This is a genomic window from Mesorhizobium sp. LNJC394B00 (assembly GCF_000502555.1).
In the GTDB taxonomy this organism is placed as follows: Bacteria; Pseudomonadota; Alphaproteobacteria; order Rhizobiales; family Rhizobiaceae; genus Mesorhizobium.
The window spans coordinates 1,380,085-1,405,897 of the sequence record NZ_AYWH01000002.1 but is presented as its reverse complement, the minus strand read 5'-3'; the positions used below and the strand labels follow the sequence as shown (position 1 = coordinate 1,405,897).

Sequence of the window (25,813 nt, the reverse complement as noted above, 5' to 3'; positions counted from 1 at the left end):
GCCGCGCGCCGACGCTGAAAAAGTCACGGCTCGCCCTGCCCGATCGCTTCCTTGCGCCTGGCCACATACGCCTCCAGCGCCTCGCGCACGGCGATATCCATCACCGGCTCGACATAGTCTTCCAGCGCCTTCTTCCACAGCCGGGTCGCGCGCGCCGTCGTGTCGAGGCCGCCGGCCTCCTGCCATGCCTCGTAATTTTGCCAGTTGGACAGTATCGGCTGGTAGAAGGCGGTGGCATAGCGTTCCAGCGTGTGCGGTTCGCCGAAGAAATGGCCGCCGGTCGGCACCGCGCCCAGCGCCTCGACAGCAAGCTCCGCCTCGTCGACGACGATCGGGCGCAGGAATTCCATCATGTGCTGGATCATCTCGACATCGATGATGAGCTTTTCGAACGATGCCGTCAGCCCGCCCTCCTGCCAGCCGGCGGCATGATAGACGAGGTTGCCGTGGCCGAGCACAGCGCCCCACAGCGCCATCAGCGTCTCGTAGGCGCCTTGCGCGTCCGCCGCATTCGATGCCGACCCCGGTGTCGTGCGGTAGGGCAGATTGTAGCGCCGCGCCAATTGCCCCGAGGCGATGTTGGCCTTGGTGTTCTCCGGCGTTCCGAAGGCCGGCGCGCCCGACTTCATGTCGACGTTGGAGGTGAAGGCGCCGTACATCACTGGCGCGCCGGGGCGCACCAGTTGCGTCAGCACCACGCCGAACAGCGCCTCGGCATTCTGCTGCGCCAGGGCGCCGGCGAGCGTCACCGGGCTCATCGCGCCCATCAGCGTGAACGGCGTCACCGCCACCGACTGGCCGAACTCAGCCATGGTCATCAGCCCTTCGGCCATCATCTCGTCGAAACGCCGCGGCGAGTTGACCGAGATGATGGTGGCAATGCCGGGATCATCGCGCATCTCGTCCAGCGTCAGCCCGCGCGCGATTGCCATCATCTCGATGCCGTCCAGCGCCCGGCCTCGTCCGATCGCCGAGACATGGAAGGATTTGTCGGTCAGCGTCAGATTGGTGAAATAGGTATCCATGTGCCTGGTGTTGGCCGGCAGTTCCACCGGCGCGCAGACCTGGTTGCCGAGCATGTGGATGCAGTTGAAATGCTGCGCCAGCCGGGTCAGATCGGCATAGTCGTGCAAGTTTCCGGCGCGCCGGCCGCGCTCCATGTCGTGCACATTGGGCGGCCCGGCGACGAGGGTGAAATTGATCGTGTTGCCGCCGAGATGAATGGTGTTGGCGCGATTGCGCGGCGTCAGCCGATAGCTGGACTGCGTGGTCTTCAGCGCCTCGGCGACAAGGCCCCGGTCGATGCGGACGTTCGCCGTTGCATGGTCGACCTTTGCGCCCGCCTTCTCGAACAGCGCCAGCGCCCGCTGAGACATCACCTCGATGCCGAAATTTTCCAGAATATGCATCGACGCCTGGTGGATCGTTTCGACCTGGTCGACTGAGAGCATCGCCATCGGCGGATAGGGATTGGTCACCCGCCGCAGTGGAAGTTGCGGGATGGCGGCAGGCCCCCGGTTGCTGGTTCGCTCCGCGCCGCGCTTTCGTCTTGGTTCATTCATGCCTGGCATCAGAGCGCCGGCATCCGGATATCGCTGTCAGAAATCCGCCCTTCGCGGGCGTGATTTTAGCCAAGGCGGCATTTTTGAATTCGTGTGGAGACAGAGGCGACGCAAAAGGTCGGAATAATGATACAGGTCCCACTCAGCGGAGCCGGGCCGGCAAGCCGTTAAGAAACGCCGCAAGATTCCCTTTATGATTTCAGCCTATCCGTCTTCCATGCGTAGTTCGAATTTGAGTAAAATTGTAGCGGTTGGCGTGCTGCTGGCTTTGCCGGCCTGCGCGACGCCGCCCAACCATATCAACAATGTCTGCGCCGTCTTCGACCAGAACGACGGCTGGTTCGACAACTGGCAGTCGGCCGCCGAGCGCGCCTCGCAGAAATACGGCGTCCCTGTCCCCGTGCTGATGGCGACGGTGCGCAAGGAATCCGGTTTTAAGAGCAATGCCAGGCCGCCGCGTACCAAACTGCTCGGCTTCATTCCGTGGAAACATGTCTCGTCGGCCACCGGTTTCTCGCAGGCGCTCGACGGCACCTGGTCGCAATATCAGAGCGAAACCGGCAGCTGGGCGGCGCGGCGGACCAAGTTTGCCGATGCCGTCGATTTCGTCGGCTGGTATCATTCCAAGACATCAGACACGTTCGGCGTCGCCCGCAACGACACCTACAATCTCTATCTCGCCTACTATCTCGGCTGGACCGCCTACGGCCGCGGCAACCGTGGCGATGCCGGCGTGCAGGGCTATGCCAGGGCGACCGAAAAGATGGCCCGCGACTATGCCGAACAGCTGCAGCAATGCGGCAGCTGACGTTGCCAAGCGGTCTTGCAGCCACGCAGTTTGCGATCGAAGCAGAACTCAGCCATTCATTCGCTTGGGATCAGGTGGAGGATCGACCTCCCTCCCTTTACCGCTGCCGTCGACAGCTTTCGGTCAAACGTCGCCAATTGGCCGTCCCGCGCCTTGGCGAGTCCCAACAAATAGCTATCCGTTACCTGTGCCGGGGTGAGGATCCTGGCTGCATCGATGTCGTTGGAACCGACAAGGCTGATCTCGTCAGGCCAGAACTGATGTCCTGAAAGGGCATGCAGCTTGCCGACAATCTGCGCCACCACGGCGGGCGAACCCGGAGAATTGGGGTATTTCGGGTTGCTTACAATCCTGATGACGCCATTCTCGGTAATGGGACATGTTGCCCATGATAAATGCCCGGTGGATTGAAACCACCGATGGGCATCTTCATGCGCGACGTGAGCTGGATCGATCAACGCAATCAAGACATTGACGTCGAGCAGGAAGGTCACGGCAATTCGTCGCGAAGCGCATTGACCATTTCGAGATCGACCATCGGGCCGTCGGGCCGCGATGCAAGCAAGGGGATGCCGTTGCGTTCACCGCCGGTCGGTGGCCTGCGCAGTGAGCGGCGAGCCAGATCGGAAATGACATCGCCAACGCTGCGATCCTGCTGTCGCGCCATGGCCTTGGCCGCAAGTAGGACATCGTCATCGATTGCAAGTGTCGTTCTCACAACATGCTCCCTATCGCGCATCAAACATCACGCATCACATAAGCCAATTGACAGCAATATTCAAGCGAACGTGGCCTGTCGTTCCTTGAGCTATGGCGACGCTGCGGCAATGCGCCAACGAGCGGCATTGCCTCTATGGCTGGTCAGCTCGGCTTCTTGCCATGCGGGCGCTTCGGCGGTTCGCCGGCGAAACCGGGGCCGATCCCATGCGGTGCGTCTTCCGGCACGCCCTCATGCGCTGCGTGTTCCCTGTCGAACTTGATCACCGGCTCCATCGTCGCCAGCACATCGTCCGACAGCCAGCACAGGCTCATATGGCCATTGCCGAGATGCTTCACCGGCGGCACCTTGGTCTCGCACAGATTGTCCGGCACCAGCCTCTTGTAGCCGCAGCGCGTCTGGAACGGGCAGCCGCTCGGCGGGTTCATCGCCGACGGGATATCGCCTTCGAGCACGATGTGCCGTTTGACCACGCTGGTGTCGGCGATCGGGATCGCCGACAGCAGCGCCTCTGTGTAGGGGTGATAGGGTGGCGCGAAGATCTGGTCGGTCGTGCCCTGTTCGACGATGTAGCCGAGATACATGACGACGACGCGGTCGGCGATGTAGCGCACGACGGACAGATCGTGGCTGATGAACAGCATCGTCGTCTTGTTCTTGCGCTGGATGTCCATCAGCAACTCGGTCACCGCCGCCTGCACCGAGACGTCGAGTGCCGACACCGGCTCGTCGGCCACCACCACCTTGGCATCGCCGGCAAAGGCACGCGCCACGCCGATGCGCTGCTTCTGGCCGCCTGAGAGCTGACGCGGCTTGCGCGTCTCGAAGGCCCGCGGCAGCTTCACCAGGTCGAGCAGCTCCAGCATGCGCTTGCGCCGCTCGGCGACATTGTTGCCGACTTTGAATTTTTCCAGCGTGCGGATGATCTGCGAACCGACGGAGTGGCTGGGATTGAGTGTATCGAACGGGTTCTGGAACACCATCTGGATCGACGACACCGTTTCGACGCTGCGCTTTTCGATGCCGGTCGACTGGATCTCCTTGTTGCCCAGCGTCACTGTGCCGGCACTTGCCGTCTCCAGCCCCAGCAGGACCTTGGCCAGTGTCGACTTTCCACAGCCGGACTCGCCGACGATGGCGACGGTCTCGGATTCGCGCGCCATGAACGAGATCGTCTCATTGGCCTTGACGACGCGGCCTTCGCTGGAGCCGAACACTTCGCTGCCGCCGACCTTGTAGTATTTTCTCAAATCCTCGATCTTGAGCACCGGGGCGCCGGGCACGACCTTCTCATTGACCTTCTTGGCGCCGGGAGGCAGCGCTTCCCAGTCGATCTCGTTGAAGCGCACGCAGCGCGAGAAATGCCCTTCGTGACCGGCGACCTCGATCATCGGGATTTCGGCGGCGTTGCAGACGCCCTCGACGAAATGGTGGCAGCGCGGCCCGAAATTGCAGCCTTTGGGCCGCTCATGCGGCAGCGGCAACTGGCCAGGGATAGAGATCAGCGGCCGCGAATTCTTGTCGGCGCCCGGCAGCGGAATCGAGCGGAACAGCCCTTGCGTATAGGGGTGACGCATCCGGTCGAACACGTCCTTGATCTTGCCGGTCTCGACCGCTTCGCCTGAATACATCACCGTGATGCGGTCGCAGGTCTCGAGGATGAGGCCCAGATTGTGCGACACGAAGATCATCGACGTGCCGAACTTCTCGCCCAGCCCCTTGACCAGTTCGACGATGCCGGCCTCCACCGTCACGTCGAGCGCCGTCGTCGGTTCGTCGAGCAGAAGCAGCGCCGGCTTCGACAGCAGCGCCATGGCAATGACGATGCGCTGCTGCTGGCCGCCGGACAGCTGGTGCGGATAGGAACGCATCATGCGTTCGGGATCGGGCAATCTCACCGAGCGCACCATTTCGAGCGCCCTTTTGTAAGCCTCTTCCTTCGACACCTTGTCGTGGATCAGCGGCACTTCCATCAATTGCTGGCCGACCTTCATCGCCGGATTGAGGCTCGCCATCGGCTCCTGGTAGATCATGGCGATCTTGTTGCCGCGGATGGAGCGCAACTCCTCGTCGGACAGCTCGCCCATGTCCTTGCCCTGGAACTTGATCTTGCCGCCGACGATCTTTCCGATGTTGGAGAGGTCGCGCATGATGCCGAGCGACACGGTCGACTTGCCGCAGCCGGACTCGCCGACGATGCCCATGGCTTCGCCCGGCATCACCGTGCAGGAAAAGTCCATGACGGCAGGGATCTCGCCCTTGCGGGTGAAGAAGGAGATCGACAGGTTCTCGATCTCGATGATCGGCGCAGCGCTTGGCCCAAGGGTCGGGTTGCCGGGATTTCGAACTGCCTCATTCATGGGTCGCTCCAATCCTATTTTTATGCTCGCGGGGCCGAAACCCGCAGATCAGTCTTTCATCGATTGTTCGCGCAGCGAGTCGGCAAGCAGGTTCAAGCCCAGCACGAACGACATCAGCGCGATTGTCGGCGGCAGCGCCGGGTGGATGAACGAGCGCAGCAGGCGGCTGGCGTCCTTGATCGCGGTGCCCCAATCCGGGCTCTCCGGCGCCAGGCCCAGCCCGAAATAGCCGAGCGTGCCGAGCAGGATCGTGGTGTAGCCGATGCGCAGGCAGGCATCGACGATCAGCGGTCCGCGCGCATTGGGCAGGATCTCCCACAGCATGATGTACCAGGGCGATTCACCGCGCGTCTGCGCCGCCGCCACATAGTCGCGCGTCTTGATGTCCATCACCAGGCCGCGCACGATGCGGAACACGCCGGGGCTGGAGGCGAACACCACCGCCACGAAGATGTTGAGCTGGTTGGGATCGATGTGGATGATCTTGAACGGATCGGCGTCGAACACCAGGCCGGCATAGACCCAGCCGCCGATGACCAGCGTCAGCCCGAGCAATATATAGAGGCGGTCCGGCCGGTTCTTGTAGCGGGTCCAGAACAGCACCGAAAAGAAGATGATCGGGAACAGGAAGAACAGCCCGGCCATGGCGTAGGGGATCGGCGTATCCATGATGCCCGGCGTCACCAGCAGGTAAAACAGCAGGATCACCGGGAAGGCCAGCACCAGATTGGCCAGGAAGGACAGCACAGTGTCGATCCGGCCGCCATAGTAGCCGGCGGGCAGACCGAGCGTAATGCCGACCATCAGCGCGAAACCGGTCGCAGCCGGTGCGATGATCAGCACGATCTGGCTGCCATAGACCATGCGCGAAAAGACATCGCGGGCGAGCTTGTCGCCGCCGAAATAGTAGATGAGTTTCGATACCGGCTCGAGCGCGCCCGGCAGCGCATCCTTCATGATCGGGACCTGGGCGAGCGGATCGAAGGGCGCGACGGTCGACGCGAAGATTGCAGTGAACAGCCAGAACAGGCAGATGCCGACACCGACAATGCCGACGCCGCTATCGAACAGCTGGCCGTAGAGGCCTAGCCTTTTCTTGTAGGCGAAGCTCGCTCCCATCACCAGGGCAAGCCCTAACCAGACCGGCCAGAAACGCCCAATCACGCCGAGCACGACATTGAAGGCACCGATATATTCGACCTGCATCTGCCCCAGCCCCCTATTGAACTCTGATACGCGGATTGAGGAACGCGTAGCCGACATCCGAGATGAGCTGCGTGATCAGCACGATGAACACCGAGACCAGTGAACAGCCAAGCAGCAGATCGATGTCGTTGTTGCCGGCGGCTTCGACCAGCGTGTAGCCAAAGCCCTGGTAGCGGAACATCACCTCGACGATGACGACGCCGGTAAGCAGCCAGGGAAATTGCAGCATGATGACGGTGAACGGCGCGATCAGCGCATTACGCAGCGCGTGCTTGACGACGACGCTGCCGAAGGAAAGCCCCTTCAGCCGGGCGGTGCGGATATATTGCTGCGTCATCACCTCGACCATCGAGGCGCGCGTCATGCGGGCGATGTAGCCGATGCCGTAGATCGCCAGCGTCATCACCGGCAGGGTGAAATTGTAGAAGGTGATGCCCTGGCTTGCCGAGGCGGCCGAACCGTTCAGCCAGCCGAGCCAGGAGGCGAAGATGACGGTGAAGATGACGCCGGACACATATTCGGGCGTCGCCGTCGACGCGATCGAGGCGACGGACAGCGTTCGGTCCGTTCGCGAGCCCTCGCGCATGCCGGCCAGGATGCCGATCAGCAGCGAAATCGGTACCATCACCAACAGCACGCAGAGCATCAGAATGCCGGTGGCGGCGAGTGCGGGGAAGAGCTTTGACGCAACGGAGGTTTTGAACTTCGTCGAGCAGCCGAAATCACCTTCCAGGATGCCGGAGAATTTCGGCTCCAGCGGATCGTTGCAGAAGGAGAAACGCTGCGTCGGCTTGCCGGTCGCCGGATCGGTCACCGGTTGCTTCGGGACGACGCCCAGCCATTGCCCGTAGCGCACGAAGAAGTTCTGCCGGTAGCCATGGTTGACCAGCCAGCTTTCGAGCTGTTCGGCCGATGTGTGCATTTCGGTCTGGCTGATCGCCAGCTTCTTCAAATTCGGCTCGAGGTTGATCAGGAAGAAGACGATCATCGTCAGGCACAGCATCGTCAATGCCATGGTGCCGAGACGCCGGATTACGAAAGAAAGCATGGCGGTCCCCTGCCGGTCTGGTTGGGGTTGGAGCCAGTTCGAAAAACCAGCTTTGCCGTTGCCGGCAGAGTTGGCCGTCAAATCGGCACTCGGATGCAATCAACCCAGTTTTATTGAACGGTCTTTCAGGAGAGTCCGCAACTTTTTGCTGCGGCGGCTTCCGGTTCTGGACCAAGCGAGGCGTGACGGGAAGGAGCGAAGCGCCCCTTCCCTGACGTTCCGATCACGCCTGGTCGAGCCAGACCTTGCCGTAGTCGCGCTCGAAGGTCGGATGCATCTTGTAATTCTGCACCGCCTTGACCGAGTGGCTGTAGAGCTTGCGCCAGTATGGCTGGATCATGATGCCGGAATCCTGCAGGATCTGCTCGATGTCCTTCATCATCTCCTTGCGCTTGGCCGCATCGGCAACGGCCAATGCTGCATTGAGCTTGGCATCCCATTCGGGGTTGGAATAGGCCGACTCGTTCCACGCCTCGCCGGTGCGGTAGCCGATCGCCAGAACCTGAACGCCGAGCGGGCGCATGTTCCAGTTGGTCATCGACAGCGGATACTTGGTCCAGTCGTTCCAGAACGTCGAGCCCGGCAGCACCGTGCGCTTTACCTTGAGGCCGGCGTCGCGCATCTGCGCGGCGATGGCGTCGCCGGTATTCTTGTGCCAGTCTTCGTCGACCGTGATCAGCTCATGCTCGAAGTCGGCCTGGCCGGCTTCCGCCATCAGCGCCTTGGCCTTGGCCGGATCGCGAGCGACTTTGGGCAGCTCGTAATATTCCGGGTGGATTTGGCAGACATGGTGGTTTTCAGCCACCGTGCCGGCATTTCCGTAGCCAAGCTGCAGGACGACATTGTTGTCGACCGCGAGTTGCAGCGCGTTGCGTACCTTCTGGTCGCCGTAAGGCTTGTTGTTGATGTTGGTGCGGCACACGATGGTCGACGCGGTGACGATTTCGGACTTGACCAGGTCCAGTCCGTCGAGGATTGACACATAGTCGGCCGAGGTCTCGAAATTGGTATGGACTTCGCCGGCCTCGAAGGCACTGACCATGGCTGCCGGATCGGTGCCGTAGTCGACGAATTCGATGCCGTCGAGGAACACCTCGCCGTCCCACCACTTGTTGTCCTCGCGGCGCTTGTAGACCACCTTCTGGCCGACATCGTAGGAGACGAGCTCGAACGGGCCGGTACCGATCGGGCAGGCTTTGAAGTCGCCGCCCTTCTCGTCGAAGCTCTTGTGCACGATGAGGCCGGGATAGTCGCACATGTTCGGAATGAGCGCGATGTCAGCCTTGCCGAGCTTCAGCTTGACGGTGTGGTCGTCAACCTTGGTCACGGCGCTTTCGTCGAGCTTGTCGTCCTTGACCAGCGTGCCGAGACGGCCAGGCATGGAATTGCCCTCGGCCTTCTTGTCGGCCCAGCGCTTGAGATTGAAGATGACGTCATCGGCGGTGAAGGCATCGCCATTCGACCAGGTCACACCCTTGCGCACATGCAACGTGTACTCGGTGGCGTCGTCGTTGACCTCCCAGCTCTCCAGAAGGTACGGGCGGAACGTGTATTCGCTGGTGTACTTGACCAGCGGCTCAAGCGCCTGACGCTCGGCATTGGCGATTTCCGACCAGTCGGCCTTGCGCGGATCCTTGGGATCCTTGACCCATTGCGCGACTTTAAGGATGCCGCCCTTCTTGCCCTGCACCTCTTCGGCCCTGGCTTGGGTCGGCACGGCTACGCCGAGCATGCCGTAGGCCATCGCAGTCGACGCGCCGAACACGCTCGCCATGGCGAGGAACTCGCGGCGATCGACTTTGCCTGCCTTGGCTTCTTCGGCCATGGCCAGGATGTGATCGGGAACGCGATCGCCATTACTCTTGTAATTTGTCATACCTTAACTCCCATTGTTGGCTTTCCGCCTTTTAACATTCCGCATCCCTGCCGTGATGTCAAAGACGGCATGGCTACGGAACCTGTTAGGGAATGTGCAACTTTGAAAAGGGAGCGGTTCGCGTGATAACGACAGACTTGGCGCAAAAGTGCTAGCGCGCCCAGATTCCGCCGGAATCTGCTTAGGCGAGTAATTGATACATTTGGGCGGGTTGACACAGCGCCAGTTCCGGTGGCGGTAAGGGCCAGGAACTCAATATTCCTTTTCGTAGAATATGCCGCCCTTGGCCTCGCCGCCATCATTGGCCTCGCCGCGCAGCTTGACGCCGCGTCCGACATTGAGGTCGATCGTCGCCTTGCCCGACCCTGGCCTGTCGCCTTTCTGGATCGTCACATAGGTGCGGTCATTGAGGTACTTGCCCGCCGACACGGCGGTGCCGCCCTGGTCATCGGTGGTCACATCCAGGTCGTCGACGCCGATTGCACTGCGCAGGTTTTCGAGCAGCGAGGTCGAGCCGCCGACGCCGGCCAGTTGGCCGGCGGCCTCGGCCAGCTGCGCGATCTGCAGCGGCGACAGGTTCGACATAGAGCGGCCGAAAATCAGCTGCGCCAGCACCTCGTCCTCGGGCAGCGCCGGCACCGATGAGAAGTCGAATTTCGGATTGGTCGCTTCGCCCGAGACGACGATGGTGACGGTGGCGCTGGTCGTGGTCGATGTCGCGGTCAAGTTGAGGTAGGGCACCAGCGAGCCCGAAAAGCCGACCGTGCCTTCGGTAAAGGTCAGCCGCTTGCCGAGGATCGACAGCCGCCCACGCTGCAAGGTGAAGGTGCCGACCGCCTGCGGCGAAGCCGCCGGGCCGGTCAGCCTCAGCGAACCGCCGAACTCGGCATCGACGCCCCTGCCCTGGATGAAGATCTGGTTCGGCGCATTGACCGTGACGTCGAGGACAAGCCCACTGCCGCCACCACCGCTGGCCGCCGCCGGTCGCAAGGCCTTGTCCTGCGCCCGCACGGAGGCGGGCGCGTTCTTGTGCTTGACACCGAGCGCTGCCAGCGAGCCCGGCAGCTTATCGGGAACGGTGATGACGGTCTTGGCCAGATTGACGGTGCCCGAAATCACCGGCGCCGAGGTGAGCGGCCCCTTGATGGTCAGGTCGCCGCCGAGATTGGCTGTCACCACCCTGCCGTCGGTATAGCGGCCGTCAACCAGCTTGATAGACAAATCGGCTGGGAAACTTTGCGCCGGATTGATGCCGAGGGTGCCGGAGGCCGACAGGCTGCCGCGTGTCGACAGCGTGCCGGTCAGCCGGTTGATCCGGGCAACGCCGTTGCCGATCGAAATGTCGGCGGCAATGTCGTTGACGGCAAGGCCGGAGCGCGCGTCGACCAGGCGGGCGCCCGACGTGCTGACCGTGCCGCCGATCACCGGCGACGCCGCCGGGCCGCGCATCTGGATATTGACGTTGGCGGTGCCGCTGAGCGACAGGCCTTGCGCCGCAAGCTTGGCGGCCAGGAAGGAAAATGGCACCTTGCCGTTGAAGTCGAGCACCAGCGCTGGTGTGCCGGCCGTCGTCACCGTACCGCCGCCCTTGAGGCCAAGCCCGGCGCCGTCGCTGATGTCGGCGTTGAAGGTGAGCTTCTTGCCGGCAAATGTTCCCGACGAAGAGATATTCATGCCGCCAAGACCGGCGCTGCGCGTCTGCGAGGTCTGCACCCCGCCGGCATCGATATCGAAGGCGACAGCCGGATTGCCCAACGCGCCCGTCACCTTCACAGTCCCTGAAATCGAACCGGCGGCCTGGAGGCCCGGCGAAAAACTGTTGGCCAGCGAAGCCGGCACCTTCGACAGCGCGGCACTGATGTCGAGTGCCTGCCCGACCTTGCCGGTCACCGTCGCCGTGCCGCCACCGAGATTGAGCACCAGCTTGTCCAGCGTCGTTGTGCCGTTGGCGATGCTGACGGTCGAGGCCTGGGCGATGGCCGCCTTGATGCCCTGCACCGTGGCCTGGCCGGAAGCGAGTTCGATGGTGGTGGTGCCGCCAGCCACCTTTATCCTGCCCGCAGCCTTCGCCGGAATGCCCTTGACGGTGGCGCCGCCGGAAAACCCGGTCCAGTCGCCGTCGCGCTTCAAATCGACATCGATGCCGCTGATGGCGGTGCCGCCGGAAATGACGCTGTCGGCGCGAATTTTGCCCGAGATGACCGGCGCGGCGAGATAGTTGGCGACCAGCGCATCGATCGACACCGTCTTCGCCTGCAGGTCGCCGCGCGTAATCGAAGCGGTCGCAGCCTTGACGGCGACGTTCGGGCCATCCGCGGTCTTTGAGAAGGCGATGGTGCCGCGCACGTCGCCTTCGGCCTTTTCCAGCGCCAGCGCCGCCAGGGGCCCGATATCCGGCAGGTCGAGCGCGATGGTGCCGACCGGCACGAAAGCCTCGTCGAGCGCAAGGTCGCCGGAAATCTTGTTCTTGCCGAGCGACAGCAGCAGGCCGTTGATGGCGCTCTTGCCGTCCGCCGTCGCCAGCACCGCGCTGCCTTGCAGCGCCTGCCCAGCAACATTGCCGGTCAGTTGCACATTGGCCGCCGGATTGGCGGCATCGGCCTTGCCGGTGGCGGTCAGCTTCAACCCGGTGATTTCGCGTTCCGCCACGAGAAGCCGGTCGCTGCTGACCGTCAGCGACAGATCCGGGGCCAGGCTGGGCCCCTGCGCGTTGAGTGCAAAGCTGATCGCGCCTTTGGCATCTTTCGACAACAGCGAGATGTCGGCCAGTGCACCCTTGATATTTGCGCTAAGCTTGTTGTCGGCGAGGCTGGCCTGACCGTCCGCGGTCAGTGCGCCCGACGCCAGCGTGACCGGATTGGCGCTGACATTGCCATTGGCATCCCGCTTCAGCGTGGCGCTGAGCTGCGTGCGCTCTGCCAGCACGCTGCGCGCCGCCGCCGGCAACGCCGCCGACAGCACGTCGGCGTTGAGGTTGAGGTCGATTGCTCCATCGGCAAAGCCGACACGGCCATTGAAGGCGCTGCCCAGCGCATCGCCCTGCACCGAGCCGCTGTCGATGGTGATCGCATCGGCCGCCAGGCTGCCCGCGACCTTGGCGGTGATTTTGCCGACGATCAGCGGCGCGATGGTCGGATTGTCTAGACCGATCTTGTCCGCCGTCACCGTGCCCGAGATCGGACCGGTTCGGCTTTTCATATCAAATGCATCGGAATGCAGCGCAAGCGCAATGCCCTCGACCTTGGCGTCATCCGTCGCCACCGAAGGCAGTACCGCCGAGATGTCGAGCTTGGCTTGCGCAGCCTGCCCGGCCGCCTTCACCGACAGCGCCTGCAATTCGAGCTTGATCGGGCTTTCCGCGCTGCCCAGCGTCAACGGCAGGCTCGGACCGGACGATGTCAGATCGAGCGCGAAATCGCTGGCGCCGTTCGGGTTGACGGTGCCGGCGGCCTTGCCGGAGATTTTTTGGCCCGACAGCGTCGCCTGATCCAGCACGACGCCGCCGGCCGTCGAATAGCTGCCGGCCGCATCGACATCGAGCGGTCCGAGCCCGGCCTGACGGGTCTGGCTGGTCTCGGCGCCGGCCAGTTTTGCATTAAAGCGAATGTCGGGATTTGCTGACGGCCCGGTGATTTGCGCCGTGCCGTCGAGCGTGCCCGCGGCATCGAGGCCGGGCGAAAAGCCATTGGCAAGCGCAGCCGGCAGCGCCGAGAAGGTCGCCGCCAGATCGAGCGTCTGGCCCGCCGTGCCCGACAGCGTCACCGAGCCGCCGCCGAGATCGACTACCAGCCTTTGAATGTTGGTTATGCCATCGGCAATGGTCAGGCTCGACGGCTCGGCGATCGCCACCTTGATGCCGCGCACCGTCGCCTCGCCGGACGCGATCTCGACGCTGGTCGCGCCCCCGGCAATCTTCGCCCGCCCGGCAGCTGTCGCCGGAATGCCTGATATCGTTGCGCCGCCGGTGAAATTCGTCCAGTCGCCGTCACGCTTGAGGTCGACGCCGATGCCACTGACGACGGTCGTTCCCGAGGTCACGCTCTCGGCCTTGATCGTGCCGGAGATCGCAGGGCTGTTGAGATAGTTGGCGATCAGTGCGCTGACGGTGACTGCCTTGGCTGCCACATCACCGCGCGCGATCGACACGCTGGCTGCATTGATGGTGACAGTGGGAGCCTCGCCGTCTTTGGCGAACACCACGGTGCCGCCGATATCGCCGGCCGCCGTCTGCCCGGCCAGCGACGCCAGCGGCGCGATATCGGGGGCGGAGATCGTCAGCGTCCCCAGCGGCAGGAATTTTTCATCGAGCGTGAGGTCGCCCGACACCTTGTTGTCGCCCAGCGCTACGCTGAGCCCCTTGATGGAGCGCTTGCCATCGCTCGTCACCAGCGCCGCCTTGATGGCGAGCGGCTGTTCGTCGACCGCGCCGGTCAGCGAGACATCTGCGGCCGGGCTCACAATGTCGGCCTTGCCCGATGCGGTCAGCTTGATGTCCTTGACGGTGCGGCCGGAGGCCGTCAGGCTGGCACTGTCGGCCGAAACCGAGAAATCCGGTGCGTTGCGCGCGCCGCTTGCCGTCAGCGCGAAATCGACCCCGCCGGCGATCGGCACGCCGACCAGCGAAGACAGCACCGAGACGTCGCCGAGCTTGCCCTTGATGTCGGCCTGGATATCGCTGCCTTGCGCGCTGGCGGTGCCGCTGGCGCTCAGCGAACCGGAAGTGAGTTCGATCGAGTTGGCGGCGAAAGAGCCCTGCGGATCGCGCGTCGCGGTCGCCGAGAATTTGACCCGTTCGCCAAGCAGCGAACTGATCTGCGGCGGCAGCGCCGTCGACACAGCATCCGCATTCATCTTCAGCGTCATGGCGAGATCGGCCAGCGTCACCTTAGCCGTCAGCCCGGCATTGAGAGCATCGCTGCGCAGCGTGCCTTCGTCGAGCGAAATCTCGTCCCTGCTGATCGAACCGGCAAGAGAGGCCGTCAGCTTGCCGGTGATCAGCGGCGCCAGCGTCGCCACGTCGGTCTTCAGCCCGGCCGCCGCCAGCGACACGCTGACCGGGCCGCTGCGGTTCTCGATGTCGAAACCGTCGGAATGGATCCGCGCATCGAGATTGTTCACCTGAGAACCGCCCGCAACCACCGAGACGAGCGAAGCGCCGGCATCGATCATCGGCGCCTTGCCGTCACCGAAGGCGCGCGCGGTCACATTGTTGATGGCCACCATGATCGGCTGCGCCTGGGTACCGACATTGACCGTGACCGGCTTGGCTTTGGCCACGAGTTCGACCGAAAGGTCACTGGCGCCCTTGGGGTCGACCATGCCGGCAGCGGTGCCATGAACTGCGTCGCTCTCGATCGCAGCGCGCTCGATGTCGACGCCGCCGGCCGCGGTCGCGGTGCCGGCTAGGTCGAAGCTGGTCTTGCCGGCAAACAGCGACTTGAACCGTTCCGGCAGGAAGCCTTCGAACGAACCGTCGCCCTTGGCCTCGATCCGGTTGCCCTTGTCGGTGAGCTGGTGCCGGCCGGTGAGCTGGGTAACGATCTGACCGTCGACCATGAAGGTGCCGATGCCGCTCCAGTTGGCCAGCGGCCCGGTGCCCGAGACGACGATGTTGACCGGCGGCGCGCCGGGTAGCTTGAGCAGGTTGGCGATGATGCCGCCGGCCGGCTCGGAAGCCTTGAGATCGAGGTCGAGCTTGTTTTCATCCGGCGCGAAGTGGATGTTGGCGTCGACATTGCCTTGCTTGCCGTCATGGCGGGTAACGTTGAGCACCGTCTGGATCGCCAGTGGCGACGCATCGACCTTGGCCGATCCCTTGGCCGCAAGTTCGGCAATGCCGCTGCCGGCAAGTTGCTGGCCGAGCGCGATCTCCGGCAAATCGATCGCTCTGATATCAAGCGAAACCGGCAGGCCGCCCGACCCGCTCTTGCTCGGCTCGGTGCTCGCCACAGGCAGCCGTGCCAATTCTATCCGTTCGGCCGCTATGCGGTCGGCGCTGAAATTCTTCGACAGCAGCGCCAGCGGCGACCAGTCGATGGCCACCTTGCGGGCCACCAGCCAGGCGCCCTCGCGGTCTTCCAGCACGACATGGTCGACCGTCAGCGCGCCGGACCAGATACCGTTAATGCCGCTGACCGTGACTTTGCTGTCCCTTGACGAGGCCATGTCAGAGATGATGCCGGCGAGATTTTCGCGGCCGCGCTCGGTCTTGGTCAGCACGACCAGCGCGCCGATGCCCGCCGCCGCCACGATCAGCAGCGTGTAGAAAAACAGGCGAAGGATGCGTTTCAAAATCTTCATCGTCAGAACGCCTGTCCGATCCCGGCATAGATGCCGAAACGCGGGTCGCCACGGTCGCGGTTGAGCGGCACGGCGGCGTCGATGCGCAGCGGCCCGAACGGCGTGATGTAGCGCAGGCCAACGCCCGCGCCGACCTTCACGTCGGAAAAGTCCGGCGTCGCTGTGGTCGAGACAGTGCCGGCGTCGACGAACGGCACGATGCCGATCGTGTCGGTCAGCGCAATGCGCATTTCGACCGATGTTTCGAAGAAGGAAAGCCCGCCGATCGGCTGATTGTCGATGTCCTTCGGTCCGATGCCCTGATAGGCATAGCCCCGCACCGAGCCGCCACCGCCGGAATAGAAGCGCCTGTCGGCTGGAACGTTCTGAAGGCCGGTGCCGACGATCGAACCCAGCGCGACGCGTTCGGCAAGCACGAATTTCGAGGCCGTGTCGAGCGACTGATAGGCCGACCCCTCGCCCCTGAGCTTGAGGAAGGCGGCGCCGCTCAGAATGNGCTCAGAATGTCGTAGCTCGGTTCGGCATAGGCCAGAACCCTGAAGCCGCTGGTCGGATTGAGCCGGTTGTCCCTGTTGTCATAGACATATTGCAGCGGAATGCTGGCGATCAGGTATTTGTGCTTGCCGAAGGCGTCGGTGATCCTGGAATAGTCCAGCGCGATTTCAGCCGAAACCGTCTGCTTCTTGTCGATCTCATAGGACAGGCCGGTGCTGCCCTTGACCGAGAAATGGTCGTAGGCATCGGGATGTTCGAGGACGGTCTTGACGCTGGCGATGAATTTCGAGGCCGGCCCGACCACGCCCGGCTTCTCGAACATGATGCCGGCATTGTAGTTGAGCTCGCTGAGATCGTTGCTGCCGATGCCGCTGATCTTGCCCTCGATGCGCAGCTTTTCGGCCCGGCCGAACAGATTTCGGTGGCCCCAATAGCCTTCCAGGCCTAGCCCTTCGGTGTTGGAGAAAGTGCCGCCAACGCCGAAATAGCGTGGTTTGCGCTCGCTGACCTGAACGCCGATCGGAATGTTGCCGTCGGCGTCGAGACTGTCGGCTTCCTTCAGCGTCACGCTGTTGAACACTTCGAGCCTCAGCAGCCGGTCGCGGGCATCGTCGATCTCGTCGGGCGAATATTGCCGGCCGCGTTTCAGCCCGGTCATATATTCGGTGAACTCGCGATTGACCTTCTCGGTGCCATCGACGGTGGTGTCGCCATAACCGGCAACCGGCCCGGCGGCCACCGTCAGCGTCACGTCGAGCGTCGAGGTGGTGTGCTCGGCCACGACCTGCCTGTCGGTGATCCGGGCCAGCGGCCGGCCCTCCTGCTTCAGCGCCCGCACGATCAGCGCCTCGGCCTTGAGCACGGCGCCCGAGCCGGCATCGCCGCCGGCTATCAGGCCGAAATCGGCGCTCGCCAGCCCGGCGGCATCGCCCTCCAGCCGAATATTGCCGAGCGTGAATTTGGGCCCGCTCGAGATGCTGATCACCACCGGGATCGGCTGCGGACCCGTAAATTCGGCATCGGGCGGCAAATCGTCGAGCGCCTTGCCCTGGATGGTGATAGTGACGACGCCTTCATAACGGGCGTCGGCATAAAGCGCGGCGACCAGCTGTTCGCGGTCGCTACGCGCCTTCGCCAAAAGGCCGAGCGAGCCGGAAACCGGGCGGTCTTCGTCGGATTTCAGCGACGAGGCGTTTTCGAGCTTCTTGACCAGGTCCTTGTCGGCATCGGGCGCTTCGATGGTCACCGCATAGCGCAGCGGGTCGACGATATCGGCGTCCTCGTCATTCGAAGAGCCCCACAATTTGATGCCGAAGAGCTCGAAGGCGGCCGCCGACCCCGATTCGGCAACGAGCACGGTCGAGCACGCCAACGCCACAATCAGCGCACGCGAAAGCGTGCGCCGTGGCGCACTTACCTTCGACATCTGCGCTTCATACGCCGGCATCAGGACAACCTAGGTTACAAAACTAAAATTGGAATGAAGTTTTGAAGCGCTCGTAAAGGGGCCACAATCCAATTGTCTGAAATAGGCAGGGCTTGGAATTCACACCTTCTGCGTTTTCGCAAGAAAGCGTGATCCCTTTCCCGTGGATGAACTATCGGCATACCGGTCATTGGCCGGTTTGGGAACCGTTGGCGGGCGGAAACCTGCCCGTCCTCGTGTTGACAAGCTTGACTGAAGCTTGAACATGCCGCGGACGTAGCAGTGTCTGGAGGGTGTTATGGCGATGCGCGCGGCGGCTCGTGGTCTGTCGATCTTGATTCTTCTCATTTTCGCCTGGGGGTCTGTAGCGCAAGCGGCCGAAGCCCGCCGGGTGGTGACCTCAAATAATTCCGACTATTTCGGCTTCGATCTCAGATCGGACCAGAATGTCAGCCTCGATCAGTGCAAGACGACATGCCTCGGCGACCCCGCCTGCCGCGCCTTTACTTACAACAACAAGGCCAAATGGTGCTTCCTAAAATCCGACTATAACCAGTTGAAACCCTTCAGCGGCGCGGTCGCGGGCAAGGTCGTCAATGTCGATGGCGACCCCGATATCGGCGCCCCGCCGGAACTCGCCTTCTTCCCCAACTGGATGGCCGACCAGGCCCAGCAATACCGCAACAAGCTGACCGATCCGGCCTATGACAAGCCGACCGACGGGCTGGAATCACTCCGCGCCGCCGCCGAACAGGCTGCACTGACCGGCGACCATGGCCAGGCCATGAACAAATACGAGGCCGCGGTCTCGGTCCTGCCTGACGACGGCCAGCTTTGGCTCGGTCTGGCGCGTGAAACGCTTGCCATACAGCCGGCCAACGGCACCTCCGAATCCTACAATCTGCCGGTCAAAGGCACCTCCGCCGCCATCAACGCCTACAAATTGCTGCGCACCACCAAGACCCGCGCCGAAGTGCTGGCGCTGCTCGGCAACGGCCTCGACCGCCGCGATCTCTACCGTCCAGCCCTGCAGGCTTATGAAGCCAGCCTCGCGCTGGTCAGTTCGCCGGCGGTCAAGGCCGAATATGAGGATCTCAAGGCCCGCAAGGGCTTCCGCGTCATCGATCACTCGATCGACGCCGACACCAGCGCGCCGCGCATTTGCGCGCAGTTTTCCGAGGAGCTGGTCAAGACCGGCGTCGACTACGCCCAGTTCGTCACCGTCGACAACCAGCCGCCCAAGGGCGTCGAGGCCAAGGACAAGCAGATCTGCGTCGAAGGCCTGGAGCACGGCCAACATTACGAAGTGACCTTCCGCGCCGGCCTGCCGGCCGCCATTGGCGAGGTCACCGCCGCTCCGGTCGTGCTGTCGATCTATGTGCAGGACCGCGCGCCGTCCGCCCGCTTCACCGGCGACAGCTTCGTGCTGCCCGCCGGCGCCCGCCGCGGCATCCCGGTCGTCACCGTCAACATGAATGCCGCGCAGATGAAGCTCTACCGCATCGGCGATCGTTCGCTGGCGCAGCTTCTGTCCGGCTATCAGTTCCTGAAGCAGCTCGACGGCTATGATATCTCCAGCATTTCCGACCAGATGGGTGAGCCGGTCTGGCAGGGGCAGCTCGATATCGCCAACGACCTCAACAAGGACGTCACGACTTCGTTCCCGGTCGACGAAGCCTTGCCGCAGCGCAAGCCCGGCGTCTACGTGCTGACCGCGCAAGCGGTAAATGAAAATGACGAGGACAATTACAATTCGCTTGCCACGCAGTGGTTCGTCGTCTCGGACATCGGCCTGTCGACCTATACCGGCCAGGATGGCCTCAATGTCTTTGCCCGCTCGCTCGGAACCGCCAAGCCGATCGCCGGCGCCGAACTGACGCTGCTGGCCAGGAACAATGAACTCCTCGGCACAGCCACGTCGGACGCCGAAGGCCATGCTGTCTTCAACCCCGGCCTGACGCGCGGCGACGGCGGCATGATGCCGGCCGTTCTGATGGCCAAGCAGGGCGACAACGATTTCGTCTTCCTCGACATGGGCCGCGCCGGCTTCGATCTGTCCGATCGCGGCGTCGCCGGACGCGCCGCACCGGGCGCGCTCGATGTCTATGCCTGGACCGAACGCGGCATCTACCGCGCCGGCGAGGATGTGCATGTCGCAGCCCTTGCCCGCGACGGCGCCTCCAAAGCGGTGGAAAACCTGCCGCTGACCTTCATCTTCACCCGTCCCGACGGCGTCGAGAACCGCCGCATCGTTGCCGATGGCGTCTCGGCCGGCGGCTATGCCGTCGACCTGCCGCTGGAAGCCAACGCCATGCGCGGCACCTGGACGGTGTCGATCTATACCGATCCCAAGCAGGCGGCCGTTTCCAGCCAGATGTTCCTGGTCGAAGACTTCGTGCCGGATCGCATCGAGTTCGACATGAAGTCCGACAAGCAGGAGATCGCACAGGGCGAAACCGCCAACATCGACATTGACGGCCGCTTCCTCTATGGCGCGCCGGCCGCCGGCCTCGCGCTCGAAGGCGAGCTGACGCTGTCGACGGCGCGCGACTGGGACCGTTTCGCCGGCTATTCGTTCGGCCTTGCCGACGAGCAGTCGGCCGAGCCTTCGGTCACCCCGTTCACCGGTCTGCCGGTGGTCGGCGACGACGGCAAGGCGACCTTCCCGGTCACGGTCGACCAATTGCCCGCGACCACCAAGCTGGTCGACGCCAAGGTCACGGTTCGCATGCGCGAAACCGGCGGCCGCGCCATCGAGCGCTCGCTCAACATCGGCATCCGCCCGCAAGGCCACATGATCGGCATTCGTCCGGATTTCGCCGACAATGAGGTGCCGCAGGGCGGCACCGCCAAATTCAGCCTCATCGCGGTCGATCCCGACGGCAAGCGCGAGACGCTGAAGGGCGCGCAGTGGTCGCTGGTCAAGGTCGAACGCAATTACCAGTGGTATCGCAACAACAACTCGTGGAACTACGAACCGGTCACCTTCACCAAATCGATCGCCAACGGCCAGGTCGATCTCAGCGCCGATGCCGAGGCGACCGTGACGATGCCGGTCGACTGGGGCCAGTACCGGCTCGAGATCGAGACTGCCGATCCCGAGGGCCCGGCGACCAGCTATGAGTTCGACGCCGGCTGGTATGTCTCCTCGACCTCCACCGAAACGCCTGACGGGCTCGAGATCGCTCTCGACAAGGACAGCTATGCCGTCGGCGACGTGGCCAAGCTGAAAGTGTCGCCGCATTTTGCCGGCGAACTGCTGGTCACCATCGGCGCCGACAAGCTGCTCAAGACCGTCACGGCAACCGTGCCGGCCGGCGGCAGCACGGTCGAGATCCCGGTCGGCGACGACTGGGGCGCCGGCGCCTACATCACCGCAACCCTGTTCCGGCCCGGCGATGCGCAGGAAACCCGCATGCCGGCGCGCGCCATCGGCGTAAAATGGCTGACGGTCGACCCAGGCTCGAAAAAGCTCGCGGTTACCCTGACGCCGCCGGACAAGACGATGCCGCGCCAGCAGCTGTCGATCCCGGTTTCGGTCGCCGGCGTAGCGCCGGGCAGCAATGCCTATGTCACGGTCGCTGCCGTCGATGTCGGCATTTTGAACCTCACCAACTACAAGGCGCCGGATCCGGAGGGCTGGTATTTCGGCCAGCGCATGCTCGGGCTCGAAGTCCGCGACATCTATGGCCGTCTCATCGACGGCTCGCTCGGCACCAGCGGCAAGCTCAGGACCGGCGGCGACGGCGCCTCGATGCAGCCGCAAGGCAGTCCGCCGACCGAAAAGCTGGTCGCCTTCTTCTCCGGCCCGGTCCAGCTCGACGCCGACGGCAAGGCGAGGATCGACTTCGACATCCCGCAGTTCAACGGCACCGTGCGCGTCATGGCCGTCGCCTGGACCAAGGAGGCCGTCGGCCATGCCACGACCGATGTCATCGTGCGCGATCCGGTGGTGATCACCGCCGGCCTGCCCCGCTTCCTGGCGCCTGGAGATGCAGCGATCATGCGGCTCGATGTCGCCGACACCGACGGTCCGGAGGGCGACTATGCCCTGTCGATCGCCACGACCGGCGACCTCTCGACCGGCGACAAGCCGTTGCCCGAAAAGCTGACTCTCGCCAAGGGCAAGCGCCAGACGCTGACCGTGCCGCTGGTTGCACAGACGGCGGGTAATGCCTCGATCACCATCAAGCTCGCCCATGGCGACGGCACCTCCGTCGAGCAGACGCTGTATGTCCCGGTGCGTCCGGCGCAATTGCCGGTCACCACCCGTCTGGTCGTCGACCTCAAGGGTAATGGCGGCTCTCTGCGCGTCGACAAGGAGCTGCTCGCGGCAAGCCTGCTCGACGGCGCCTCGATCAGCGTCGGCGTTTCGCAGGCTGCCGCCTTCGACGTGCCGTCACTGCTGATGACGCTCGACCGCTACCCCTATGGTTGCGCCGAGCAGACCACCAGCCGCGCCATGCCGCTTCTCTACGTCAACGATCTGGCGTCCGGCGTTGGCATGCAAAGCGATCCCGAACTGCACGGCCGCGTGCAGGCCGCCATCTACAAGGTGCTGAGCTACCAGGCTTCGGCCGGCAGCTTCGGCCTGTGGGGTCCGGGCTCCGGCGACCTGTGGCTTGACTCTTACGTCACCGACTTCCTGACCCGGGCGCGCGAGCAGAACTACGACGTGCCGGCGCTGGCGATGAGCCAGGCGCTGAGCAATCTGCAAAACTCGGTCGGTTACGACCAGGACGTCCAGGATCGCGGCAGCGAAATCGCCTACGCGCTCTATGTTCTGGCCCGCAACAAGAAGGCCTCGGTCGGCGATCTGCGCTACTACGCCGACACCAAGCTCGAAGCCTTCTCGAGCCCGATGGCCGTCGCCCAGTTGGCGGCGAGCCTGGCGCTCTACGGCGACGCGCAGCGTTCGGAAGCAACCTTCCAGACGGCGCTGCAGCTGGCCAAGTCGACCACCGAATACGACTACTACCGGTCCGACTATGGCTCGCGGCTGCGTGATGGCGCCGCGATCCTGGCGCTCGCCGCCGAATCGAAGCCGGTGCCGACCATCGTGCCGGAGCTGATCCGGCTGGTGGCAAGGGAACGCGCCGATGCCCGCTGGACCAGCACGCAGGACGAGTCCTGGATGCTTCTGGCGGCCCGCGCGCTGAAGTCGGGCAACGACTCGATCACGCTGTCGGTCAACGGCGCGCCGCATGCAGGTGGATATTCCAACCACCTCAGCGGCACCGACATTGCCGACAGCCCGCTGACCATCGCCAACACCGGCGCCACGCCGCTGCAGGCGGTCGTCACCACGGTCGCCTCGCCGGTAGAGCCCTTGCCGGCCGGCGGCGACGGCTTCACCATCGACCGCACCTACTACAAGCTCGATGGCACCGAAGCCAACGTCACCGAGGCGACGCAGAACGAACGCTACGTGGTCGTGCTCAAGGTTTACGAGCAGAACCGCTGGCCTTCGCGCCTGCTGATCACCGACCTGTTGCCGGCCGGCTTCGAGATCGACAATCCGGGCCTTGTCTCCAGCGCCCAATTGTCGAACTTCACCTGGCTGGCGCAAACGGACGCAGCCCATCTCGAATTCCGCGACGACCGTTTCGTCGCGGCATTCAATCCCAATGACGGCGATGGCGACCGCAACATCATGCTGGCCTACGTCGTGCGTGCGGTAACGCCGGGCACCTATGCCCATCCGGCAACCACGGTGGAGGACATGTACCGGCCGCAATATTCGGCCCGCACCGCCACCGGCATGATGGAGATCAAGGCGCCGTAAGGCGCCTTGACGAAGATGAACACGCCGATGTCCGCGACCATCTCCTTCTCCCCGCTATGCGGAGAGAAGGAGCCGGCAGGCGGATGAAGGGCACCACCATGCTCTCCAGAAAATTTCTCCGTCGAACAGGCATCGCCGCCGCCTCCCTCGTCGGCATTGCGGCGATCGCTGCCGCTTCTCTCTGGGAACTCGACCGCGCTTTTCCGCCGCCGCTGCCCGGAAGGCTCACCGTCTCCACCGAGGTCCAGGACCGCGACGGCCAGCTGTTGCGCGCCTTCGCCACGCCGGACGGTTACTGGCGGCTCGACACTCATCTCGACCAGGTCGACAAGCAGTTCGTCGACATGCTGGTCACCTATGAAGACAAGCGCTTCTGGGACCATGATGGCGTCGATGTGCTGGCGCTGGCGCGCGCCGCCGGCCAGTTCGCCACCAGCGGCCATATCGTCTCCGGCGGCTCGACCCTGTCGATGCAGCTTGCCCGGCTGATCGAGCCACGCGAAAACCGCAGCCTCGGCTCGAAGATCAAGCAGATGCTGCGTGCCATCCAGATCGAGCGGCGGCTGTCTAAGCAGGAGATCCTCGAACGCTACCTGACCTTGGCGCCCTATGGCGGCAATCTCGAAGGCGTGCGCGCTGCCTCGCTTGCCTATTTCGGCAACGAGCCGAAGCGGCTGACGGTTTCGGAAGCAGCCCTCTTGGTGGCGCTGCCGCAATTGCCGGAAAAGCGCCGGCCCGACCGCAATCTCACCATTGCGCATGCCGCCCGTGACCGCGTGCTGACCCGCATGGTTTCGGCTGGCCTGCTTGGCGAGCGCGAGGCCGCGCGCGCAGCGCTCGATGATGTCTCGGGCTTGCGCCGCAAACTGCCGGCGCTGGCGCCGCACGCCGCCTATGCCATGTTGCCCAAGGCCATACCCGGCAAGCCGCTGCAGCTGACTATCCGCAAAAGCGTCCAGCAAGGACTGGAGCAGGTGGCGCGCGATGCCGCCATCAAGCTTGGGCCGCGCCTCTCCGTCGCCATGGTGATGGCCGATGCCCGCACCGGCGACATCCTCGGCGAAGTCGGTTCGGCCGATTTCTTCGACGCCAGCCGCTCCGGCTGGATCGACATGACCAAGATCGTGCGTTCGCCCGGTTCGACGCTGAAGCCGTTCATCTATGGCCTCGCCTTCGAGCAGGGGCTGGTGGCCCAGGAAATGCTGATCGAGGACAGTCCGGTCGATTTCGGCGGCTACCGGCCAAAGAATTTCGACATGGGCTATCAGGGGGATGTCTCGATCCGCCAGGCGCTGCAGCTGTCGCTCAACGTTCCGGCGATCCGCGTGCTCGACTCGGTCGGCCCGGCACGGCTGATGGCGCGCTTCCGCCAGGCCGGCGTCAGCCCGGTGCTACCGGTCAACGAGGCGCCGGGCCTCGCCATCGGCCTCGGAGGCGTCGGCGTAACGCTGCGCGATCTCGTCCAGCTCTATACCGGCCTCGCCAATGGCGGGAAGGCAAACACGCTGCATGACGGCACCGAGCCGGCCAATGCCGAGCGCACCACCGCCACCATCCTCGACGCCCAGGCGAACTGGCAGATCACCGACATATTGTCGGGCGTAAAGCCGCCCGAGGGCGCCTTGCAGCGCGGCATCGCCTACAAGACCGGCACGTCCTACGGCTATCGCGATGCCTGGTCGGTCGGCTTCGACGGCCGCTACGTGCTGGGTGTTTGGGTCGGCCGCGCCGATGCCGGTGCGGTGCCCGGCCTGTCCGGCTATGTCTCGGCCGCCCCCATCCTGTTCGAGGGCTTCGTCCGTTCAGGCCTCACCGCCGTCCCGTTGCCCAGCCAGCCGGCCGGCGTCGTCAAGGCCAGGCGCGAAGACCTGCCGGTGACATTGGCGCGCTTCGGCGCCGGCGCCGACGGACTGGTGCAGGCAGGCCCGACGGAACCGGCGCCAACGATCATTTTCCCGCCCAACGGCGCCCGCGTCGATCTCGCCACCAATTCCGCCGAGGCCTCGCCGCTGGTGCTGAAACTGCAAGGCGGCCGCGCGCCGTTCCGCTGGCTGGCCAATGGCAAGCCGCTCGTCGGCATCGACCGCCGCCGCACCGCGACCTGGCTGCCCGACGGCGCTGGCTATTCGACGCTCACCGTCATCGACGCCGTGGGACGCGCGGCAAGCGTGAAGGTGTTCGTTGAATAGAGGGCGCCAAGCGGTAAAGGGGATTGGGCTTCTTCGCCCG

11 protein-coding genes and 1 pseudogene are annotated in these 25,813 nt (G+C 63.9%); 3 read left to right on the top strand and 9 right to left on the bottom strand.

Annotation, left to right across the window (positions count from 1 at the left end; translation table 11 throughout):
• Positions 1–23 precede the first annotated feature (23 nt).
• A complete protein-coding gene (locus X751_RS152980) occupies positions 24–1,562 on the bottom strand; it encodes a trimethylamine methyltransferase family protein (protein ID WP_023714801.1) in 1,539 nt (512 codons plus the stop codon).
• Positions 1,563–1,779: 217 nt separating this feature from the next.
• Here X751_RS152980 and X751_RS152985 point away from each other — a divergent pair, with 217 nt between their 5' ends.
• Entirely contained in the window at positions 1,780–2,370 is a 591-nt protein-coding gene (locus X751_RS152985; protein ID WP_023682203.1) for a transglycosylase SLT domain-containing protein, read from the top strand.
• A 56-nt stretch (positions 2,371–2,426) separates the two neighbouring features.
• Here X751_RS152985 and X751_RS152990 read toward each other — a convergent pair whose 3' ends face one another.
• The 8 genes and pseudogenes from X751_RS152990 to X751_RS01000000163755 all read right to left on the bottom strand — a co-directional run bounded on the left by X751_RS152990 (position 2,427) and on the right by X751_RS01000000163755 (position 17,820).
• Positions 2,427–2,864, bottom strand: a complete 438-nt coding sequence (locus tag X751_RS152990; protein WP_023682204.1) for a TA system VapC family ribonuclease toxin — start codon at positions 2,862–2,864, stop codon at positions 2,427–2,429.
• The gene (locus tag X751_RS152995) at positions 2,861–3,088 is read right to left on the bottom strand and encodes a hypothetical protein (protein WP_023668191.1); all 228 of its coding nucleotides are present in this window, start codon (positions 3,086–3,088) and stop codon (positions 2,861–2,863) included. Before X751_RS152995 ends, X751_RS152990 begins: the two co-directional genes overlap by 4 nt.
• Positions 3,089–3,231: 143 nt before the next feature.
• Positions 3,232–5,448: an ABC transporter ATP-binding protein gene (locus X751_RS153000; protein WP_023744568.1), complete on the bottom strand. Its 2,217-nt coding sequence runs from the start codon at positions 5,446–5,448 to the stop codon at positions 3,232–3,234.
• 48 nt (positions 5,449–5,496) lie between these two features.
• On the bottom strand, positions 5,497–6,654 hold the full coding sequence (locus tag X751_RS153005; RefSeq protein ID WP_023682205.1) for an ABC transporter permease: 1,158 nt from the start codon (positions 6,652–6,654) through the stop codon (positions 5,497–5,499).
• Positions 6,655–6,667: 13 nt separating this feature from the next.
• Positions 6,668–7,702, bottom strand: a complete 1,035-nt coding sequence (locus tag X751_RS153010) for an ABC transporter permease (RefSeq protein WP_023668188.1) — start codon at positions 7,700–7,702, stop codon at positions 6,668–6,670.
• A gap of 223 nt (positions 7,703–7,925) precedes the next feature.
• Positions 7,926–9,578 (bottom strand): ABC transporter substrate-binding protein, encoded by a 1,653-nt coding sequence (locus X751_RS153015; RefSeq protein WP_023668187.1) that lies wholly within the window; start codon positions 9,576–9,578, stop codon positions 7,926–7,928.
• Positions 9,579–9,830: 252 nt separating this feature from the next.
• Positions 9,831–15,878, bottom strand: a complete 6,048-nt coding sequence (locus X751_RS153020) for a translocation/assembly module TamB domain-containing protein (RefSeq protein WP_023744567.1) — start codon at positions 15,876–15,878, stop codon at positions 9,831–9,833.
• A 2-nt stretch (positions 15,879–15,880) separates the two neighbouring features.
• Positions 15,881–17,820 (bottom strand): annotated as a pseudogene (locus tag X751_RS01000000163755) (autotransporter assembly complex family protein).
• 277 nt (positions 17,821–18,097) lie between these two features.
• On the opposite strand from X751_RS01000000163755, the gene X751_RS153025 reads away from it, so the two are divergent.
• Positions 18,098–23,584: an alpha-2-macroglobulin family protein gene (locus tag X751_RS153025; protein ID WP_023744566.1), complete on the top strand. Its 5,487-nt coding sequence runs from the start codon at positions 18,098–18,100 to the stop codon at positions 23,582–23,584.
• Between the two features lie 83 nt (positions 23,585–23,667).
• Complete coding sequence (pbpC, locus tag X751_RS153030; RefSeq protein WP_031247064.1) at positions 23,668–25,773, top strand: penicillin-binding protein 1C; 2,106 nt, start codon at positions 23,668–23,670, stop codon at positions 25,771–25,773.
• The last annotated feature ends 40 nt before the right edge of the window (positions 25,774–25,813 follow it).

Bases quoted from the DNA above. Each gene is read 5' to 3' on its own strand.
- X751_RS152980 (WP_023714801.1), bottom strand. From the start codon at position 1,562: ATGAATGAACCAAGACGAAAGCGCGGCGCGGAGCGAACCAGCAACCGG.
- X751_RS152985 (WP_023682203.1), top strand. From the start codon at position 1,780: ATGCGTAGTTCGAATTTGAGTAAAATTGTAGCGGTTGGCGTGCTGCTG.
- X751_RS153000 (WP_023744568.1), bottom strand. From the start codon at position 5,448: ATGAATGAGGCAGTTCGAAATCCCGGCAACCCGACCCTTGGGCCAAGC.
- X751_RS153005 (WP_023682205.1), bottom strand. From the start codon at position 6,654: ATGCAGGTCGAATATATCGGTGCCTTCAATGTCGTGCTCGGCGTGATT.
- X751_RS153010 (WP_023668188.1), bottom strand. From the start codon at position 7,702: ATGCTTTCTTTCGTAATCCGGCGTCTCGGCACCATGGCATTGACGATG.
- X751_RS153015 (WP_023668187.1), bottom strand. From the start codon at position 9,578: ATGACAAATTACAAGAGTAATGGCGATCGCGTTCCCGATCACATCCTG.
- X751_RS153020 (WP_023744567.1), bottom strand. From the start codon at position 15,878: ATGAAGATTTTGAAACGCATCCTTCGCCTGTTTTTCTACACGCTGCTG.
- X751_RS153025 (WP_023744566.1), top strand. From the start codon at position 18,098: ATGGCGATGCGCGCGGCGGCTCGTGGTCTGTCGATCTTGATTCTTCTC.
- pbpC (WP_031247064.1), top strand. From the start codon at position 23,668: ATGAAGGGCACCACCATGCTCTCCAGAAAATTTCTCCGTCGAACAGGC.